We start from the raw sequence: 18,775 nt of genomic DNA, 5'->3' as shown, positions 1-18,775 counted from the left end.
GCGACTCCTGTCCCGCTATTTCACCAATCATGGTGGCCGCTAGTGACATCAGCGTCACGCAGTGCAATGGTGCCGGGCATGACGACCCACGGGGGCTTCGAGCCCGTCTTCTGCACGATCGTGCCGCCGCACATCCTCGACAAGCTCGCGCAAGCCGAGGACCCCGCGCTCTCCGGCCCGGCCCGCCGGTCCCTGGAGCACGACGCCTACCAGCGCACCAAGCGCCGGCTGACCACGGTCGTCGGCGCGCCCTCCGCCGCCCCGCCCGCGGGCGCCGCCGCGGACCAGCCGCACCGCACGATCTACGACGCCCACCACACCCAGGACCTGCCCGGCACCGAGGTCCGCGCGGAGGGCTCCGAGGCGGGCCCGGACGCCACCGTCAACCGCGCCTACGCGGGCCTCGGCGCCACCTTCGAGCTGTACCTGAAGGCCTACGGCCGCCGCTCCATCGACGGCGAGGGCCTCCCGCTGAACGCCACCGTGCACTTCGGGGAGTCGTACGACAACGCGTTCTGGAACGGCGAGCAGATGGTGTTCGGCGACGGCGACAACGAGATCTTCCTCGACTTCACCATCCCGGTCGACGTCATCGGCCACGAGCTGACCCACGGCGTCACCCAGCACACCGCGAACCTGGACTACTTCGGCCAGTCCGGCGCGCTCAACGAGTCGGTCTCCGACGTCTTCGGCTCCCTGATCAAGCAGTACACCCTCGGCCAGACCGCCGCCGAGGCCGACTGGCTGATCGGCGCCGGGCTGCTCGCCCCGCACGTCCACGGCACCGCGCTGCGCTCGATGAAGGCCCCGGGCACCGCGTACGACGACCCGAAGCTCGGCAAGGACCCGCAGCCGGCGACCATGGAGCACTACGTCCGCACCGGCCGCGACAACGGCGGCGTGCACATCAACTCCGGCATCCCCAACCACGCCTTCTACCTGGTCGCCACGGCCATCGGCGGCCAGGCCTGGGAGCGGGCCGGGCAGATCTGGTACGACGTCCTCACCGGCGGCGAGCTGAAGAGCGACGCGGTGTTCGCCGACTTCGCCACACTGACGGTGAAGGCGGCGCGGGAGCGGTACGGCACCGGCGACGAACCCCAGGCCGTGCAGAAGGCGTGGGAACAGGTCGGGGTGCGCACGCTGTAGTTCCGTACTAGACACTTCCCCATGCGTATTCGAGTAAGGCGCACGGGCGGCTTCGCGGGCATCGAGCGCCAGGCCGAGCTGAACACCGCGGGCCGCCCCGACGCCCAGGAGTGGCACACCCTGGCCGAACGCGTCCTCGCGTCCGGCCGGACCACCCCACCCACCGGCGTCCCCGACGGCTTCCACTACGAGATCACCGTCGACCACCACACGATCCACACGGCCGACCCCCGACTCACGGACGAGGAACGGGAGTTGGTGTCGCGGGTTTTGAAGGAGGGGGCGTAGCCGCCGTCACGACGCCATGCCGGCCGCGTGGAAGTCCCGGAAGTACAGCTCCGAGTTGTCCGCCCGGATACCCACGCCGCCCGGCTCCCGCAATCCGCCGGGGGTGCGGTCGACGCAGCTCAGCACGGTCGTGCCGTCGATCGCCAGCTCCAGCCGGACGCCGCCGAGACGGTTCACGGCCGACGCGGTGACCCGGTGCCAGCTGTCGTAGGCGAAGGCGTGCCGGGTCTCGGCCAGGGTGGCGTAGTCACCGCCGTCGACGGCCGACGCGTCGGCGGCGGGCACCTTCCGCTTGATCACCACCGCTCCGTCGCGGCGCCGGAAACTGAGCGCGTACAGCTCCTGCGGGGAGTGGTAGCGCAGCCACAGGTGGCCGCCGTCCCAGTCCTGGGCGGGGGTGCGCGGCGTGGTGACCGGCGGCCGCAGCCGGACCCAGGTGGTCACCGTCACCGCGCCGAAGTCCCGGCGCCTTGTGACCAGGCGGAAGACGGCGGAGTCGGTGACGCGAGCGGAGTCCGTTCCGGTGAAGCCCGTGTCCGGCGCTCCGGTCCAGCCCCCGCCCCCGGCGGCGAACAGCGAACCACTGGTGACGACCCAGTCCTTCGAGCGGCGCGCGCCGGTGGCGTGCGGGTGCCGGAAGGCGTACTCGTTCGTCACCAGCCCCTCGCCGCTGAACCGCGGCGCGAACGGGGGCGTCCGGTGCTGGCCCCAGGAGCCGTACGCCACGAGGGCCGCTCCGACCGCGGCACCGGCGGCGAGGGCGCCGCCGAGCAGGCCGCGCCGGGAGGCGAACCGGTCCCAGGCCACCGATGGGTGCAGGTGATCGGGGACCGCCGGGCGCGTGGGGTGGTGTCGGTACTGCTGGTGCTGCTGGGTCAAGGGTTCACCTGTGGGGTCACCTTGAGGTCGGCGACGGACGGCCAGGAGTGCCGGGTCATGTCACGGTACGCGGAGTAGGCCACGCCTCCGGTCTCCGACCTGGCCATGAGCGTCATCCGGGTGGAGCCGTCCACGGCGATCGCCGTCGAGCCACCGGTCACCGTCACCGCCACCCGGTGGCTGTCCGCCGCGGTGAGCGGCCGGGTGCCGACGAGCTGCTGGTTGTCGGCGTCACCGGAGTAGACGTTGAGCTGGTCGCGGCCGACCTGCACGCTGATGGCCAGCGCGCTGCCCACCCGCACCCAGATCGCGCCGCTCACCCCGGTCCCGGACAGCCGCTGGACGGTGCCGGTGACGGTGTAGCCGGTCCAGCCCTGGGTCCGCTCCGGCTGGTAGGCGCCGTACGCGGAGAGGGTGCGGCCGGTGGGCTCGATGGCGGTGGGCGAGACGTGGAACGGCGCCTTGACGCCGGGAGCGCTGAGCCACTGGGCGGCGGGGTCCATCAGGTCGGCTCCGGCGACGCTCTGCTGCGCGCCGCCGGAGCCGGTGAAGGCGCCGGCGAGCTGCTTGACGGACAGCGCGGTGAACTTCGGCCAGGAGGCGCCCGCCCGGTTGATGCCGACCCGGATGCCGATGCCGCCGGTGATGTCGGCCGCGGCCAGCCGCGAGGTGTGGTGCAGGGTGACGGTGCCGTCGACCTGGACGGTGGTGGTCTGCCCCTTGACCGTGACCCGCACGTGGTGGGAGGCGGACGGGGGGAGCTTGGCCTGGCCTACGTGCGTGCCCTTGAGGGAGAGCAGCAGAGTGCCTTGGCTCACACTCACATCGACCGGCTCCGAACTGCCACCGCGAACGTGAACGGCCCCTTGGTTGGTGCCGTCGCCGAGACCGGTGATCGTGGCGTCCACCTGGTAGCCGCTCCAGTCGTCGCTACTCATCTCCCTATAGTCGGCCGCCGCGTAATGCGCACTTCCCGAGGGGGTGGCCCCGTCGCCGGTGAGCGCGCCGATACCGGTCTGTCCGGTCCCGTCGTCCCGCTGCCACAGATCCGGATGCGACAGTGGTGCCGAATCAGAGGGTGCCACCTGAGTCCAGCGGGCGATGCCGGTCATCAACTGGCCCACCTTGGTGCTTCTGACGACCTCCAGGCGCTGCACCACCCGCGCCGAGGCCGCGCGCCGGCTGGCCGAGAGCGGCCGGGGGGAGTCGTTGGTCAGCGTCGCCGTGAAATAACGGTTCATCAGCTGCTGGAGTGTCGGCCCCGGCATGGGGACGTTGACCTTCTCCGTCGCTTCCGAGAACGGAAAGGCGAAGACCTTCGGCTTGGGCAGGCCGTGGCCGGCGAAGTCTGTGAAGGACCGCTTGATGTCGGCGATGACTCGGCCCTCATACTCCGTGCGGGTCTCCAGTCGGTTCTTGCCCTTGAGCCACAGCCGGTTCGCCAGTATGGAGGCGGTGTGCCCGGTGGCGTCCACGGCGCCCCGCCGGTGCAGGTCGTGGGTGTGGTCCTGGAAGTCCCAGCGGCCGGAGCCGGCCATGCGCTGGATCTCTTGCCAGGACAGGTAGTACGGCCGCTGGTCGACCCGTCCGGTGATGAGGAAGACGGTGCCGTGCATGTGGTGCCGGGCGAGGATCCGGTCGCCGTAGACCCACAGGCCGTTGGGGCCGTCGTCGAAGGTGATGTACACCGAACGCGGCGGCGCCGGGCCGCCCTTGAGGTAGTCGACGAACTCGTCCGTGGTCAGGCTGCGGTACCCGGCCTGCTGCAGCGCCGCCATCTGGGCCTCGAAGGCCTTCGGGGTGACGGCGTAGTCGCTCTTGTTGTAGCCGATGTCGTGGTAGGCGAGCACGACCGGCGCCGAGGTCGCGGGCAGGCTCTTGATCTGCGCGGCCCACGAGCCGGTGTCGGCCGACGTCAGCTCGACTCGGGCGGTGTCCCTCTGGGTACTGACGTACTTCTGGTACAGGTAGTACTGGGTCGCGGCGTAGAACGGCAGCGCGAGCACCGCCAGGGCGAGCAGCACCAGGCCGGCGCGGACGGCGTAGTGTCCCGGGCCGCGGCGCTGCTTGCGGCGTGTCGTGGCCGGCGCCGTGAAGAACTCGTCGCTGGTCACGGCAGGATGCTTCCTCTCGTCAGCACGATCAGGTACACGCCGCACACCACGGCGGAGGTCAGCAGGGCGGCGAGCAGCCGCAGCACGGGGTGCATCAGTTCGCCCCCCGCGCCCACACCCCGCGCCGGATGGTGGCGAAGGAGTACGGCAGCAGCCAGGCCAGGATCAGCGCGGACAGCAGGCTCATCAGCGGGCGGTACCGCCACCGTCCGTCGTCCGGATTGTCGATCTTGAAGGCGAGGCCCCAGACACAGCCCTTGAGGACCACCCCGCAGATGTACAGCAGGGTGAGGAAGGCGGCGCCGTGCAGCGGGGCCCACAGCAGGTGCCGGAACGCCATGACCGGCGCCGCGACCACCCACAGGGCGTGCCCGTAGTACAGGGCGGCCGGGCCGAAGCCGCGACGCCACATGAAGGAGCCGGTGAAGAACAGGTTCCGGATGAAGCTCTTCTTCCAGCGGATCTGCTGCTTCATGAACGGCTTGAAGCGCGCCGGCACGTTCGTCCACACCTTGGCGGACTGCACGTATCCGATCCGCCAGGCGCGCTCGGGGTAGTCCTGGGCGGTGACGAACGGGGAGTCGGAGTAGCGCTTCTTGAGGGCCTTGCCCTTCCAGCGCTGGCCCAGGACGTAGCCGGTGAGCTGGCGGTCGGTGGCGAAGCGGAAGGGAGCGCCGAGGAAGCGGTCGCCGGCCCAGGCGGGCAGGTAGTTGTAGATGGCGTCGCGGCGGAAGACGGCCAGCGGGCCGGAGACGCAGGTGACCGAGCCGAAGGTGGACTCGGCGGCCTTGGCGACCCGGAACTGGCCCTCGTACCAGACGTCCTGGGCCTTGGTGAAGAAGGTGTGGGCCGCGTTCAGCGCGCGGGCGTGACCGCTGACCGCGCCCAGCTCGGGATGCGTGACCAGGGCGCGGACACAGCGGGCGAGCGCGTCCGGGGCGAGGATGCAGTCGGAGTCGGTGAACGCGATCACGTCACCATCGGCGATCTCGCAGGCCCGCACCAGGGCGTGCTTCTTGCCGAGGTTCTTCTCCAGGTACAGGACGGTGATGCCGAGTTCGGCCTCCAGGCGGCGCAGCACGTCGCGGGTGCCGTCCTCGGAGAGGTCGTCGACGACGATGATCTGCAGGTCCGGGTACTCGCTGCCGGCCATGGAGCGCACACAGTCCTCGATGCACTCCTCCTCGTCCTTCACGGCCAGCAGGAAGGAGACACGGGGCACGGAGGGCAGGGCGGGGAAGGCCGCCAGGTCCTTGGCGCGGGGGCGCCGCCTGAGCTGCCGTTCCGACGGGTCGTCGTAGCGGCTGTAGGCGATGTACAGCATGGCGATGGTGCCGATGAGCACGGTGAAGCCGTAGCCGAGCACCAGCGGGCTCTGCGCCAGCCGGGGTGCCTCGCGGGCGAGGATCAGCAGCAGCGGCAGCAGGCACAGCAGCGTCAGGACGCGCCGGGCCGCGTGCCGGATCGCCGGGTCCTGCCGGTCCAGCCAGCGCCGTATGAAGCCGGGCTTGTGGCGGCGGGCCGAGCGCAGCCGGGGCAGCGGGACGGGCGCCGCGGTGGGGCGGCCCGGGACGCGCGCGGGCGCACGTACGGCGGTGAGGGCCGACGTGGCCGCACGGGAATCGGTGTCGGTGTACGCGAACACGGGTGCGGGTGCGGGGTCGAACGGTGTCGCGGGGACGGCCGGCGCTCCGTACGGCGCCGCGGGTGCGGAATCGTACGCCGCCGCCCCGTAGTCGTACGGCGCCGCCATCCCGGAGTCGTACGGCGTTGCGCCGCCGTGCCCCTGCGGCGTGGGGTGCTCTGCGTCGGTGGCGTTCCAGCCCCCGAAGGCCTCGTCGACGTAGGCCATGGCGTCTTCCCCGCCCCAGCCGTGCTGTTCGGGGGGAACGTCCTCGTACCGCCACTCGCCGCCCGGCGAGCGGTGTGCTCCGTCGTTCACACGACCGCCTTGGCGGGGACGGAGTCGAGCCGGTAGGTGGCGTCCAGGACCAGCGGCTGCTCGGCGAGCCAGTCGAGGGCGACTCCGGGGTGCAGGGTGTGCACCAGCACGAGGTCCCATTCCTGGTCGGCCGGTTCGGGAACGCTGGTGTGCACGGCGGCGCCCAGGCGCAGCGAGTACACCAGCGGGTCGAGGAACTCGACCTTGGCGCCGGCGGCCGCCAGCTCCTCCATGATTTCCAGGGCCGGGGACTCGCGCAGGTCGGCGACACCGGGCTTGTAGGCGACGCCGACCACCAGGATCCGGGCGCCGGACACGGACCTGCCCTGCCCGGCGAGCAGATCCCGGGCGCGCTGCACGACCCGGTGCGGGCGGGCGGCGATCGCCGTCATGGCGGCGTCCACGAGCGGCGAGGCGACCCGGCGGGCGCGCAACTGCCAGAGCAGGTAGTGCGGATCGCAGGGGATGCAGTGCCCGCCGACGCCCGGACCGGGGTAGAACGGCATGAAGCCGTACGGCTTGGTGGCCGCCGCCTCGATGATCGGCATGGGCTCGAGGCCCAGCACCCGGCAGTCCTCGGCGAACTCGTTGGCGAGCGCGATGTTGACCGCGCGGAAGGTGTTCTCCCACAGCTTGGTCATCTCGGCCTGTTCGGTGGAGGGCAGCAGGTGCACGGCCGGCGCCGTGCGCTGCAGGACCGCCTCGGCCAGGCGGTTGGTGAGTTCGTTGGTGCCGCCGGCCACCCGGGGCGTCGCGTCCTGGGCGTGGTGGGCGTTGCCCGGGTCGATGCGCTCGGGCGAGAAGGCCACGAACACATCGGTTCCCACCCGGAATCCCCGCGCGGTGAGCGGCTCGACCAGCAGTTCGCGGGTGGTGCCGACGTAGGTGGTGGAGGTCAGCATGATCAGCTGGCCGGGCACGGCGTGGGCCACCACGGCGGCGCAGGCGGCGGACAGGGCGTTCAGGTCGGGGACGAGATGGCGGTCGACCGGGGTCGGCACGCAGACGAGCACGGTGCGGGCCCGCTGGATGGCGGCGGGGTCCGCGGTCAGGGTGAAGCGCGGGTCGTCCTGGTGGGCGGCGAGCCGGTCGTGGTCGCTCGGCAGCAGGTCGACGTCGCCGCTGCGGATGGCGGCGAGGCGAGTTTCGCTGACATCGATGCCGACGACGTCGTTGCCCGCCGCGAGCAGGGCGAGCGCGGTGGGCAGGCCGACGTAGCCCAGGCCCACGACGGCCACGGGGGCGGCGGCGTGCTCGGCCGGTACGGGTGCGCTGCCCTCGGGTGCGGGGCGGGCGGGCGAGAGAAGGTCCATGTCTCTCCCTGGTGAGCGGAACGGAACCCGGAACGTATGCGCACACCACGCATTTGAGCAATCGTCAGATATACACAGGATTGGGCGATTCACCCGGTACATACGCGCAACCGGACACGGTCTTTGCCGGTTTTGGCATTGAACATCCATTCCGGATATGGGGAGATCATTAATGAGTTGCAATGGTGATGTGATGAGATGTGGAGAAGTTGTGAATACTTACCTGCGGTAACCGGAGCCGAGGATGATCCCGCCATGGCGACTGACGCACGTGGGCCGTGGTCCCCGGTTCCGCGTTTTCCGGACGGGTTTCTGTGGGGTGTGTCGACCTCGGCGCATCAGATCGAGGGGGCCGTCGAGGAGCGTGAGGCGTCCGTGTGGGACGTGTTCACGGCCGAGCCGGGGCGGGTGAGGGACGGCTCGACGGCGGCGGTGGCCTGTGACCACTACCACCGGTACCGGGAGGACGTGGCCCTGCTCGCCGGACTGGGCGTGGACGCCTACCGGTTCTCCGTCTCCTGGCCCCGGGTCAACTCCCCCGGCGGGCTGGACTTCTACGACCGCCTGGTCGACGCGTTGTGCGCGGCGGGCGTGCGGCCCGTGCCCACGCTCTTCCACTGGGATCTGCCCGCCGGTCTGGACTGGCTTCGGAGGGACACGGCGGCACGGTTCGCCGACCATGTGACGGTCGTCGCCGAACGGCTCGGCGACCGGGTGCACCAGTGGATCACCCTCAACGAGCCCGCCGAGCACACCCTCCTCGGCCACGCCATCGGCGCCCACGCCCCCGGCAGGCGGCTGCTGTTCGACGCGCTCCCGGTCGCCCACCACCAGCTCCTCGCCCACGGCCTCGCGGTACGGGCCCTGCGCGCGGCCGGCGCCACCGGCATCGGCATCGCCAACTCGCACGGCCCCACCTGGCCCGCCTCCGCCGAACCGGCCGACGTGGAGGCGGCCGGCTTCTACGACCTCCTGCTCAACCGCCTGTTCGCCGAGCCGGTCATCCTCGGCGAATACCCGGACGGGACGGGCGAGTTGATGCCCGGCGACGTCGCGGCCGACCTGAAGGTCATCGGCGAGCCCGTCGACTGGTACGGGATCAACTACTACGCGCCGACCCGCGTGGGCGCGCCCGGCGGCACCGGCAGCGAGTACGGCGGCCTGGCGCTCCCCGCCGAACTGCCTTTCTCCGTGCGGGAGATCGAGGGCCGCCCGGTGACCGACTTCGGCTGGCCGGTCGTCCCGGAGGGCCTCACCGAGCTGCTGTGCGGCTTCCGGGACCGGTACGGCGACAGACTGCCGCCGGTCGTCATCACCGAGAACGGCTGCTCCTACGACGGCCTCGACGACCAGGACCGCATCGCCTATCTGGACGCGCACATCCGCGCGCTGCACACCGCGCTGGACGCCGGCGTGGACGTGCGCGGCTACTTCGTGTGGTCCCTGATGGACAACTTCGAGTGGGCCGAGGGCTACCGGCGCCGCTTCGGCCTGGTGCACGTGGACTACGACACGCTGAAGCGCACCCCGAAGGCCTCCTACCACTGGTTCCGGGACGTGCTCCGGGCGCAGAGATGACCACGGTCCGGCCCTCCGCCGCGCTGGCCGAACCGGTCGAGCCGGTCGGCCGGGGCTGGACGGCCGCGCTGTCGCTGGCCAACGGCGCGATCTGGGTCGGCTGGTTCGGCCCGCTGCAGATCCTGCTCGCCTCCCAGGCGAGGGACTTCGCGCCCGGCTCCGGGATGTCCAAGGAGACCATGCTGGCCTGGGTGACCGGCGCCGGCGCGGTGGTCTCCCTGCTCGCCAACCCGGTCTTCGGCGCCCTGTCCGACCGTACGACGGCCCGCCCCGGCCGTCGTACGCCGTGGATCGTGGCCGGGGCGGGCGGCGGCGCGTCGGCCCTGCTGCTGCTCGCGCGGGCGGGCGGGGTGTGGTCCATGGCGGTGGGCTGGTGCCTGGTGCAGCTCACGCTGAACGCGGCGTTCGCCGCGGTGACGGCGGCCGTGCCGGACCGGGTGCCCCGGCTCCAGCGGGGCGCGGTGGGCGGCTGGCTGGGGGCGGCGCAGATCCTGGGCGTGGTCGGCGGCACCGGCCTGGCGACCGTGGCCGGCGGGACCGGGGCCGGGTATGCGCTGTGCGCGGTGTGCGCGCTGGCGGGCGTGCTGCCGTACGTGTTGCGCTACGACGACCTGCGGCTGCTGCCGGAGGACCGCCCGCCGTGGTCCTGGCGGAGCTTCCTCGCGGGCTTCTGGCTGAGCCCGCGCCGCCATCCCGACCTCGGCTGGGCCTGGCTGACCCGGTTCCTGATCAACCTCAGCAACTCGCTCGTGCTGCTGTACCTCCTCTACTACCTCCGCGACCGCCTGCACCGCCCCGACCCCGAACAGGGCGTGCTGGTCCTGACGGCGGTCAACGGCCTGACGCTGATGGCGACCGTCGTGGCGGGCGGGGTGTGGTCGGACCGGGTGGGGCGGCGCAAGCCGTTCGTCGTCTGGTCGGGCGTGCTGATGGCGGTGGCGACGGCGGCGCTGGCCGGCTGGCAGACCTGGCCCGGCGCGATCGTCGCGGCGGCGGTGCTGGGCGTCGGCTTCGGCGTGTTCACCTCCGTCGACTTCGCCCTGATGACGGATGTGCTGCCCAAAGCGCTGGACCGGGGCAAGGACCTGGGCGTCATCAACGTGGCCAACGCCCTGCCCCAGGTGGCCGCCCCCGCGCTGGCCGCCCCGGTCGTGACGTACCTCGGCGGCTACCGGGTGCTGTACCTGGTGTCGGCGGTGATCGGGCTGGCGGGGGCGGTGCTGGTGGGGCGGATACGGGGGGTGGAATGAGCCGGGCCGCGCATCCGTCAGGGACCGCCGCGCCCTGGCCCGGACGTACGGGCGTGTTCGTCAGGTCCGCAGGGCGCGCAGGAAGAGGTCGCGGACCTCGGGCCAGCGGTCCGCGATGTCGGTGCGCTGGTGGAGGACATCGGAGATGTGCTGCATCCCGAAGAAGCCGGCGACCAGGGCGCGGGCGGCGGCGGCCGGGTCGGCGTCGGGGCGGAGCTGGCCCTGGTCCTGGGCCTGGACCAGGAGGCCGTGCAGGAGGTTGGTCCAGTCCACGTAGGGGGTCGGGAGTTCGGCGTCGATCTGCAGCCGCTCGATCTGGAGGCGGGCCCCGGCCTGGACCATGACGTTGTCACGGAAAGCGATGGCGGCGCGGTCGAGCATGGCGATCGCGGTCTCCAGGGGCGGCAGCTGCTCGGCCTGGACCTCCTCCAGCAGGCGCGGCCACTGGGCGTAGTGCTCCTCCACGACGGCGACGGCGAGGGCCTCCTTGTTCGGGTAGTGGAAGTAGACGGCGCCCTTGGTCATCTCGACCGCCTCGGCCACGTCCTTCACGGAGGTCTCCCGGAAGCCGCGGGCGGCGAACAGTTCGGCGGCCGCCTTCAGCACGATCGCCTTGGTCCGCACGGCGCGGTCCTGGCGTGGCTCGGGGCCTCGGGCGGCGGCGATCTTCTTGCTGGGAAAGGAAGTTGACGCTGTCTGCGCAGCGGACGGGGTCCGAGTCATGGGTGGTGGCTCTCTCCTCTGTCGCGTCGTGCGCCGCCTGTTGGGCGACCCTTGCAATATACCTTCCCGCAGGTATATTTTCGAGCCGCGATCGTCCTTGTGATCTAGGAATCCGCTGCTCAAGGACGTGCTGAGGCATCGGGGGATGCGTGCGCACGCGTACGTATGTGCTCCGATGCGGTCGCACGTGCTGGGCATCGGCGATTCCCTCTTCGGGAGGAGCTCAACATGGATGTCAGTGCCGTGGTCGTCGCGGGGGACGTGCACACCAGGCCGGGTGGATACCACCAGTGTGTGCATGGCGGAACGCACGCGGCTCGCGCCTGCGGGGGATTCAGGACCAGTGCGCCGAGGGACGCGCGCTGCACGCTGCGGTCTGCCTCGGCGATCCGTGTCGCCGGCCGGCTCATAGCGGAACGCACACATGTCCCCAAGGAGTTGGTGCACAAGGCCGTGGCCGGTGAGGTCCTGCTGGGCGACGCCGTCCAGGTGGCCGAGGACCGCTTCATCGTCACGGTCCGCTGGTCCCGCGACCGCTTCCTCGGGCACCGGGGCGACCGGCCCGCGGGTGACCCGCTGCTGCTCGCCGAGGCGGTCCGGCAGGCCGCGATCTACCTCTCGCACCGTTTCCACGAGGTGCCGCGGGATCACGCCTTCGTCCTGTGCGACCTGGAGTTCGCCCTGGAGGCGCCGCTGCCGCCCGGCGGCGCGCAGTCGGCCCCCGTGATGCTGGAGATCGACTGCACCCGCGCCGGGCGCGGCACGCGCATGGCGGTGGAGGTGTACGCCGGCGGGGTGCGGATCGGCCGGGCCGGGATGCGCTGGGCCGCGATGGAGCGCCGGCGGTACGCGGCGCTGCGGCGCCGGACCGGCGGGACGACGGTGCGCTCCAACGCGACACTGGACGCAGCGGTGGCGGGCGCGGCCGGGCACGTGCCGGTAGGGGCGGGAGCCGGATGCGCCGACCGCGACTCCGTACTGAAGGACGCTCAGGGCGCGGCGGCCGGAGGCCGGTGGCAGCTGCGGCTGGACCTCGGCCACCCCGTGCTCTTCGACCACGCCTGCGACCACATCCCGGGGATGGCGCTGCTGGAGGCCTTCCGGCAGGCGGCCCGCGCGGCCTCGGCCGACCCGACGAGCGACCCGGAGAGCTGGGAGGCGACCTCGGTGTCCATCACGTTCGACGCCTTCGGGGAGCTCGACACACCGGTGTGGATCGACCTGGCCGAGGGCCAGCCGGGCGACGGAGCCCTGCGCCTGACCGCCGTCCAGGGGGAGCGCACCCTCGCGACCGTCGAACTGACCGGTGCCCGCCTGCCCGGGGGCGGTGCCTGATGCCGACGGCCCAGATGCTCGACGTGAGGACGCCCGAACCGGTCCGGCAGCCGGACGGGCGGCCGGCGGACCCCGCGCCCGGCCCGCTGTCGTACGCCGAGGTGATCGCGTCGGCGGCAGACGACCGCGGCGCCCTGGACGGCCGGCGGCGGCTGTCCGCCGCGGTGGCCGCCGCCCTGAGCCGGGCCGGCTTCGCCCGGCACTTCGTCCCCGTGGAACGGGGCGGCGGCGCGGGCGGGTTCGCCGAGCTGCTGGAGGCGGTGGCCACGGTGGGCGAGACCTGCGCGTCGACCGCGTGGTGCGCGGCGTTGTACGCGGCGCACGGCCGGCTCGCCGCGTATCTGCCCGAGGCCGGGCAGCGCGAGGTGTGGGCCGACGGCCCGGACGTGCGGATCGCCGCCTCGGTCGTACCGCCGCAGGGCGAAGCGCTCCCCGAGCCGGGCGGCTGGCGGCTGACCGGCAGCTGGACGTACGCCAGCGGAGTGGACCACGCGGAGTGGGTGCTGCTGGCCAGCAGGACGCCCGGCGAGGGGGAGGCCGGGCACCGCGTCTTCGCCGTGCCGCGGGCGGCAGTGACCGTCGCGGACACCTGGCGCACGCTCGGGCTGCGTGGTACGGGCAGCAACTCGGTTGCCGTGGACGGGGTCTACGTACCTGAGCACCGCTCCCTCACGCTGGCCGACCTGGGACGGGTACCGCCGGGGGCGGCGCGCTGCCACCGGGTGCCGTACGCGATGGTCGCCGCGCTGATGTTCGCGGCGCCGGCCCTGGGCGCGGCGCGGGGCGCGGTGCGCGACTGGGAGATCCGGATGGCGGGCAGGACGGGCGCCGACGGGCGGGCGGCGCGCGACAGCGGTGCGGTGCAGCAGGTGCTGGCCCGCAGCACCGCGCACATCGAGTCCGCCCAGCTGTTGCTGGAACAGGCGGCGCACCGGGCGGACCACGCCGAGGCGACCCCGCTCGCCGTGGCCGCGAACCGGCGGGACGCGGCGCTGGCGGTGGAGCTGTGCACGGCCGAGACCGAACGGCTGTGGCGGGCCCTGGGCGCCGGCGGCCTCGCGGAGGACGATCCGGTGCAGCGGAGGTGGCGCGATGCGGCGGCGGTGGCGGCCCATCCGGCGGTGAATTTCGAGGCGGCGGCGGGGGCGTACGCGCATGCCGTCTTCGCGGGCGGCGCGGGCGCCGGGGACGGGGCGGAGGGCCGATGACGGGCACGCGTACGAGTGCAGGCCCAGGCGCAGGTACGGGGATGCTGTCCCGCCCGCGGGGGATCGCCTTCTTCGACGTCGACGAGACGCTGATCACGGCGAAGAGCATGCTCGCGTTCTGGGACCACTGGGTGGCCTCCGGTACGGCCGACCGCCATGGCACGGCGGCCGTCTCGGACGACGGACCGGACCGCGCCGCACGCAATCGCGCGCACTTCCGGCGGTACGCCGGGGTCCCCCTGGCGGAGCTGCGCACGGCCGCCCGGGAGTGGTACGACGGCTACCGCACCGGGCCGACCGCCTTCGTCGGCGCGACCGTCGAGGCGCTGCGGAGGCACCGGGCCGCGGGGGACGCGGTCGTGCTGGTCTCCGGGTCGGCGCGGCCGCTGCTGGCGCCGATCGCCCGTGACCTGGGCGCCGATGACGTCCTGTCCACCGAACTCCTGGTAACGGAGGGCGGCTTGCTCACCGGGGAGGTGCGGCGGCCGATGATCGGCGCGGCGAAGGGCGAGGCGGTGACCGGACTGCTGGAGCAGTACGGGCTGCCGGCGGAGCGGGCTCACGGCTACGGGGATCACGCCAGTGACCTCTCGATGCTGCAAGCCGTGGGGCGTCCCCATGTCGTGGGCGACGACCCTGAGTTGGCGGCTCATGCCGCGCGCCGGGGCTGGCCACGCGTGCCGGCCTCGGGCGGCCCCCGGTAGCGGGGGCGCCGCGATGCGGGCCCGGTGCGGCCCGTATCGTTCGAAGCTGAAAACATTCCTTTCGGAAGGTATATTTCATCCGATGGCGAGCGTACGGAACGCAAGGGAGGGCACATGGCGCGGCAGGAACGCGCTCGGCGCACCAGAGAGCGGGTGCTGGAGCTGGCGGCCGAGGAGATCGCGGCGCACGGATACGCACGGACCAACCTGCAGACCGTGGCCGACCGCCTGGGCACGACCAAGGGGGCGCTCTATGGGCATTTCGCCTCCAAGGAGGCGCTCGCGGAGGCCCTGGAACGCGAGGCCGCCGAGCGCTGGCACGCGCTGCGCGCCACGGCCGAGGCGCCCGGCACCGGCCCCGAACAGGCCCTGCACGACACCATGCTGGCCCTGGCCCGGCAACTGGACGACCCACGCCTCCGGGCGGCCTTGCGGCTGGCCGCGGACAGCGGGCGCCGCGGCCGGGGGACCCCCAACCTCCTGGAGGAGGTGCGCCACTGCCTGCTGGAGCAGCTGCGCAGTGCCCACCGGCTCGGCCGGCTGGCGCCGGAATGGCGGCCCGAGGTGGCCGCCCAGGTGCTGCTCGCCATGGTCTACGGCGCTGTCTTCGCCGGCTGGCCCGCCATCGGGAAGGAACCGACCCGCTGGCGGGAGGCGCTGTGGGCGTTCCTGGCGTCGTTGCGCGCCCGCGGTCCGGGCCAGGTCACCTGAGCCGCAGGGGCCGGGCGGCACACCCATGCGGCCGCATCATCCGGCAGTCACCCGTCCGGGGCCGTTCCTCGGACCAAAAAACATACCTTCCAGAAGGAATGTGAGGCCTGGGGTCCCACCCGTTCCTCGTCCCTACCCGTCCGAAAGGCACCCATGACAGTCATGGACCTCTCCACCAGCTCGTCCCGCGCCCCGCTCGCGCCGGGGGGGCAGCACGTCGGCACCGGACTGCGCGCCGCGCTCGTCCTGGACGGCGCCGCCCTGGCCCGTACCCGTTTCATGGTCTCGCCGATGAACGAACTGCTCGCCCAGGCCGCCCGGCACGCGGGGGCCGCGGGACCGGGGCCGGCCCGCCCCTACCGCAGCGAGGTCCCCCGGCGCGACGCACGGACCGAGGGGACGGTGCGGCGGCTGACCGCCGCCCTGCGCGCGGTCCGCTGGCCGGTGGCCAGGCTGCTCTCCCCCACGCTGCTGGACCGCACCAGCTGCCCCGGCTTCGAGGAGGAACTGGAGGCGCTGCGGGCGAGGATGACCGAAGGCTGCCGCCCGTTCGACAGCACCTACTCCGGTCGCGCCTACGGGCCCTCGCCAGGCCGTCCCGAGCCCCTCGGCCCGGAGCCCGTCGGCGCCGCGCACGACAGGACCGACGGCCCCCCGTCGGTGCCCGTCGAGGAGATCGGCGAGCTGATCGAGGCGCTGCGCGCCGCCTTCGGCCTGTGGCTGGCCGAGGACTGGCCCGCGCACCGCCGCGCGCTGGAGGACGATGTCGCCTGCCGCGCGCATCAACTCGCCCGGCACGGGGCGGCCCGGCTGCTGGACACGCTGCACGACCAGATCGCCTACGCGGACCAGATCCTGTACGTCTCTCCGCCCCCGTACGCGGCGCAGGGCGGCGGCCGGGGTCCGGCGGTGCAGCCGCCCCAGCACAGCGTGGACGGGCTGCTGCTGGTGCCCAGCGCGGTGGCCGCGCACCCCACGGTGCTCAGCGGCTGCGAGCTGCCGGTGCTGCGGTACCCGTGCACGGTCCGGGCCACCCGGGACGAGGCCCGCGCGGCCACCGAACCCACGCCGCTGGCCGCCCTGTTGGGCCGCGCCCGCTCGGACGCCCTGACGTCCATCGGCACCGGTTGCAGCACGACGGAGCTGGCCTGCCGGCTCGGTGTCGGGGCGGCGACCGCCTCCAGCCATGCCGCCGCACTGCGCCGGGCCGGGCTGATCGTCACCCACCGGCGGGGCAAGCAGGTGGAGCATCTGCTGACAGAGCTGGGCTCGCAACTGCTGACCGCGGGCCACGGCTGAGCCGTCCGGCGTCACGGGACGCGGCCTTCGTCCTTCATGGACGCACGGTGGCCCCGGGGCATATGCCCCGGGGCCACCGTGCGTCCCGCCTCAGGCCCGGACCAGCACCTCCCTCTCCCGCCCGGCCTGCGCCGTCGTCAGCTCGTCGTGCAGCTCGGCGCCGAGCCGGCGCGCCGCCTGCTCGTCGTCCGCCACATGGATCGTCGCCACCCCGTCGCGCACCGCCGTGACCAGCCGCTCGCTGCCGATGGAGACCGGCAGCCCGGCGTCTGCCAGGGCGCGGCCGACGTCGAAGAAGCCGCCCGTGACGGCCGCCAGGTGACGGCCCGGGACCTGCGGCCGGTGGGCCTGGGCGCCTTCGGCGAGCAGGCGCTCGTAGGCCGTGTCGGCCGTGGCCGCGTCCGGGAAGGACGCCACCACCGAGCGCAGGTCGACCACCACGGCCCGCACACCGCCGGTGTCGCCGATGACGGAACCCGAGCTGAAATCGCCGTAGTTGAGGCGGCAGACGATGCGGACGCCGTGCCGCTGGGCGGTCCGTACGGCCTGCGGGTGCAGCACCTTCGCACCGTGCCCGGCCAGCGTGATCATCTCCTCGTAGCCGATCCGCGGCATCGGACGGGCGGCGTCGATGATGTAGGGGTCGGCCGAGTAGACACCCTCCACGTCGGAGAAGATCTCCACCTCCGGCAGGCCCAGCGCGCCCGCCAGTGCCACCGCGCTCAGGTCGGAGCTGTTCTTCCCGAGCCAGGTGGGCCGGTGCTGGTCGTCCGCGCCCTGCCCGCCGGGCAGCACAGGCGTGATGCCCCGGTCCAACAGGTCCTGGATCTCGCCGAGTTCGGTGCGCAGCAGCGGCGCCGCGCGGTCCTCGACGGCCTCGGTGACCAGGCCCGTACGGTGGCCGTGCAGCAGCGTGGCGGGCACGCCCTCGCGCTCCAGGCCGATGCGCAGCAGACCGGCGCCGGTGGTGTCGGCCAGCGGCAGCACACCGTGCAGGGCCGCGGTGCCCACCCCGGGGTCGATGGAGGTGGCCAGCGAGCGGAGGTTCTCGGTGGCGCCCTGCATCCCGCTGGCGACGATCACCAGCTGCTCGCCACGCGCCATGCGGCGGCGCAGATAGCGGGCGATGGACCGGTACTGGTGCGTGGAGGGGAAGGTCGATCCGCCGAACTTCAGAACGTGCAGGCTCACAGCGCACCTCCGACGATGCCGTGGGAAACAGCTTTCTCGGCGATCTGCAGGGCGTTCAGCGCGGCGCCGATCCGCAGGTTGTCGGCGACCAGCCACAGCAGGAGGCGGTTCGCGTTCTCCGGGTCGGTCCGCACCCGGCCGACGTGGACCAGATCGGGCTGGTCGGTGACCGTACGGGGCGTGGGGAAGCCCTCGGTCCACACCCGCACCTCCTCCTGTTCGGCGAGGAGCGCGGCGATCTCGGCGGCGTCCGCGGCGTGTTCGGTGTCGATGACCACGGCCTCGGAGTGACCGTTGACGACCGGGACGCGGACGCAGGTGGCGGTGAGGTCGAGGCCGTCGAGTCCGAGGATGCGCCGGGACTCCTGGCGCATCTTCTGCTCCTCCAGCGTGCCGCCGTGCTCCAGGAAGCGGTCGATGGCGGGTACGACGTTGAAGGCGAGGCCCGGACCGAAGCGGCTGTTCCCGGGAGCCGGCGCGGCCGGGTCGGCGAGCCGGGCGGCGGTGTCGGCGCGCAGCTCGTCGATCCCGCTCTGCCCGCCGCCGGAGGCCGCCTGGTACGTGGACACGGTCACCCGGCGCAGCCCGTAGCGCTCCTGGATCGGCTTCAGCAGCCGGGCGAGGGGGATGGTCGAGCAGTTGGGGTTGGCCACGATGCCGCTCTTCGGGCGCTCGGCCAGGAGGTGCCCGTTGACCTGGGGGACGACGAGGGGGCTGTCCGGGTCCATGCGGAAAGCGTTGGTGTTGTCGACGACGAGGGCGCCGGCCGCGGCGGCACGTGGGGCGTGCTCGGCGCTGATGGGCGTACCCGCGGAGAAGAACGCCAGGTCGACACCCGAGAAGTCGCAGGTGGCGAGGTCCTCCACGACGGCCTCCGCGCCGCCGGGCACGGGCAGCACCTGGCCGGCGGAACGAGCCGAGGCGATCAGCCGGATCGAGGAGGTCTCGAAGCCGCGCTGGGCGATGAGTTCGAGGAAGGTGCGGCCGACGGCCCCGGTGCCGCCCACCAGGGCGATGCGGGGGGCGCCGGTGACGGGGCGGGCGCCGGTCTCGGGAAGGGTGGCGGTCTCGGGAAGGGTGGCGGTCACGGT

Annotated in this window: 16 protein-coding genes; 9 read left to right on the top strand and 7 right to left on the bottom strand. The window is 72.9% G+C overall.

The window, feature by feature from the left end; all coding sequences use genetic code 11:
* The first annotated feature begins 78 nt into the window (after window positions 1-78).
* On the top strand, window positions 79-1,149 hold the full coding sequence (locus AB0950_RS04435; protein ID WP_366777773.1) for a M4 family metallopeptidase: 1,071 nt from the start codon (window positions 79-81) through the stop codon (window positions 1,147-1,149).
* A 21-nt stretch (window positions 1,150-1,170) separates the two neighbouring features.
* On the top strand, window positions 1,171-1,437 hold the full coding sequence (locus tag AB0950_RS04430) for a protealysin inhibitor emfourin (protein ID WP_366777772.1): 267 nt from the start codon (window positions 1,171-1,173) through the stop codon (window positions 1,435-1,437).
* Between the two features lie 6 nt (window positions 1,438-1,443).
* On the opposite strand, the gene AB0950_RS04425 is transcribed toward AB0950_RS04430, so the two are convergent.
* The 4 genes from AB0950_RS04425 to AB0950_RS04410 form a co-directional block, all read right to left on the bottom strand.
* Window positions 1,444-2,316, bottom strand: coding sequence for a hypothetical protein (locus AB0950_RS04425; protein ID WP_366777771.1), 873 nt, complete (start codon window positions 2,314-2,316; stop codon window positions 1,444-1,446).
* Entirely contained in the window at window positions 2,313-4,430 is a 2,118-nt protein-coding gene (locus tag AB0950_RS04420; RefSeq protein WP_366777770.1) for a polysaccharide deacetylase family protein, read from the bottom strand. Before AB0950_RS04420 ends, AB0950_RS04425 begins: the two co-directional genes overlap by 4 nt.
* Window positions 4,431-4,524: 94 nt before the next feature.
* A complete protein-coding gene (locus tag AB0950_RS04415) occupies window positions 4,525-5,928 on the bottom strand; it encodes a glycosyltransferase (protein ID WP_366777926.1) in 1,404 nt (467 codons plus the stop codon).
* Window positions 5,929-6,368: 440 nt separating this feature from the next.
* On the bottom strand, window positions 6,369-7,685 hold the full coding sequence (locus AB0950_RS04410) for a nucleotide sugar dehydrogenase (RefSeq protein WP_366777769.1): 1,317 nt from the start codon (window positions 7,683-7,685) through the stop codon (window positions 6,369-6,371).
* Between the two features lie 255 nt (window positions 7,686-7,940).
* Here AB0950_RS04410 and AB0950_RS04405 point away from each other — a divergent pair, with 255 nt between their 5' ends.
* Complete coding sequence (locus tag AB0950_RS04405) at window positions 7,941-9,263, top strand: GH1 family beta-glucosidase (protein ID WP_360144316.1); 1,323 nt, start codon at window positions 7,941-7,943, stop codon at window positions 9,261-9,263.
* On the top strand, window positions 9,260-10,513 hold the full coding sequence (locus tag AB0950_RS04400; protein ID WP_366777768.1) for an MFS transporter: 1,254 nt from the start codon (window positions 9,260-9,262) through the stop codon (window positions 10,511-10,513). Before AB0950_RS04405 ends, AB0950_RS04400 begins: the two co-directional genes overlap by 4 nt.
* 60 nt (window positions 10,514-10,573) lie before the next feature.
* Here AB0950_RS04400 and AB0950_RS04395 read toward each other — a convergent pair whose 3' ends face one another.
* On the bottom strand, window positions 10,574-11,236 hold the full coding sequence (locus AB0950_RS04395; protein ID WP_360144322.1) for a ScbR family autoregulator-binding transcription factor: 663 nt from the start codon (window positions 11,234-11,236) through the stop codon (window positions 10,574-10,576).
* A 165-nt stretch (window positions 11,237-11,401) separates the two neighbouring features.
* Between AB0950_RS04395 and AB0950_RS04390 the strand changes: the two genes are divergently transcribed.
* The 5 genes from AB0950_RS04390 to AB0950_RS04370 all read left to right on the top strand — a co-directional run bounded on the left by AB0950_RS04390 (window position 11,402) and on the right by AB0950_RS04370 (window position 16,493).
* Entirely contained in the window at window positions 11,402-12,571 is a 1,170-nt protein-coding gene (locus AB0950_RS04390) for a ScbA/BarX family gamma-butyrolactone biosynthesis protein (RefSeq protein WP_360570893.1), read from the top strand.
* A complete protein-coding gene (locus tag AB0950_RS04385) occupies window positions 12,571-13,779 on the top strand; it encodes an acyl-CoA dehydrogenase family protein (RefSeq protein ID WP_366777767.1) in 1,209 nt (402 codons plus the stop codon). The genes AB0950_RS04390 and AB0950_RS04385 overlap by 1 nt, the downstream gene beginning before the upstream one ends.
* A gap of 41 nt (window positions 13,780-13,820) precedes the next feature.
* Window positions 13,821-14,483: an HAD-IB family hydrolase gene (locus tag AB0950_RS04380; RefSeq protein ID WP_366777766.1), complete on the top strand. Its 663-nt coding sequence runs from the start codon at window positions 13,821-13,823 to the stop codon at window positions 14,481-14,483.
* 114 nt (window positions 14,484-14,597) lie between these two features.
* Window positions 14,598-15,194: a TetR family transcriptional regulator gene (locus AB0950_RS04375; protein ID WP_366777765.1), complete on the top strand. Its 597-nt coding sequence runs from the start codon at window positions 14,598-14,600 to the stop codon at window positions 15,192-15,194.
* A 153-nt stretch (window positions 15,195-15,347) separates the two neighbouring features.
* A complete protein-coding gene (locus tag AB0950_RS04370) occupies window positions 15,348-16,493 on the top strand; it encodes a hypothetical protein (protein ID WP_366777764.1) in 1,146 nt (381 codons plus the stop codon).
* Between the two features lie 90 nt (window positions 16,494-16,583).
* Here the strand turns inward: AB0950_RS04370 and AB0950_RS04365 are convergent, their stop codons facing one another.
* Window positions 16,584-17,684: an aspartate kinase gene (locus tag AB0950_RS04365; protein WP_360144340.1), complete on the bottom strand. Its 1,101-nt coding sequence runs from the start codon at window positions 17,682-17,684 to the stop codon at window positions 16,584-16,586.
* A complete protein-coding gene (locus tag AB0950_RS04360) occupies window positions 17,681-18,772 on the bottom strand; it encodes an aspartate-semialdehyde dehydrogenase (protein WP_366777763.1) in 1,092 nt (363 codons plus the stop codon). Before AB0950_RS04360 ends, AB0950_RS04365 begins: the two co-directional genes overlap by 4 nt.
* Window positions 18,773-18,775: the final 3 nt, after the last annotated feature.

This window comes from Streptomyces sp. NPDC007189 (assembly GCF_040703635.1).
GTDB lineage: Bacteria > Actinomycetota > Actinomycetes > Streptomycetales > Streptomycetaceae > Streptomyces.
This window is presented reverse-complemented; position numbering and strand designations above follow the sequence as displayed.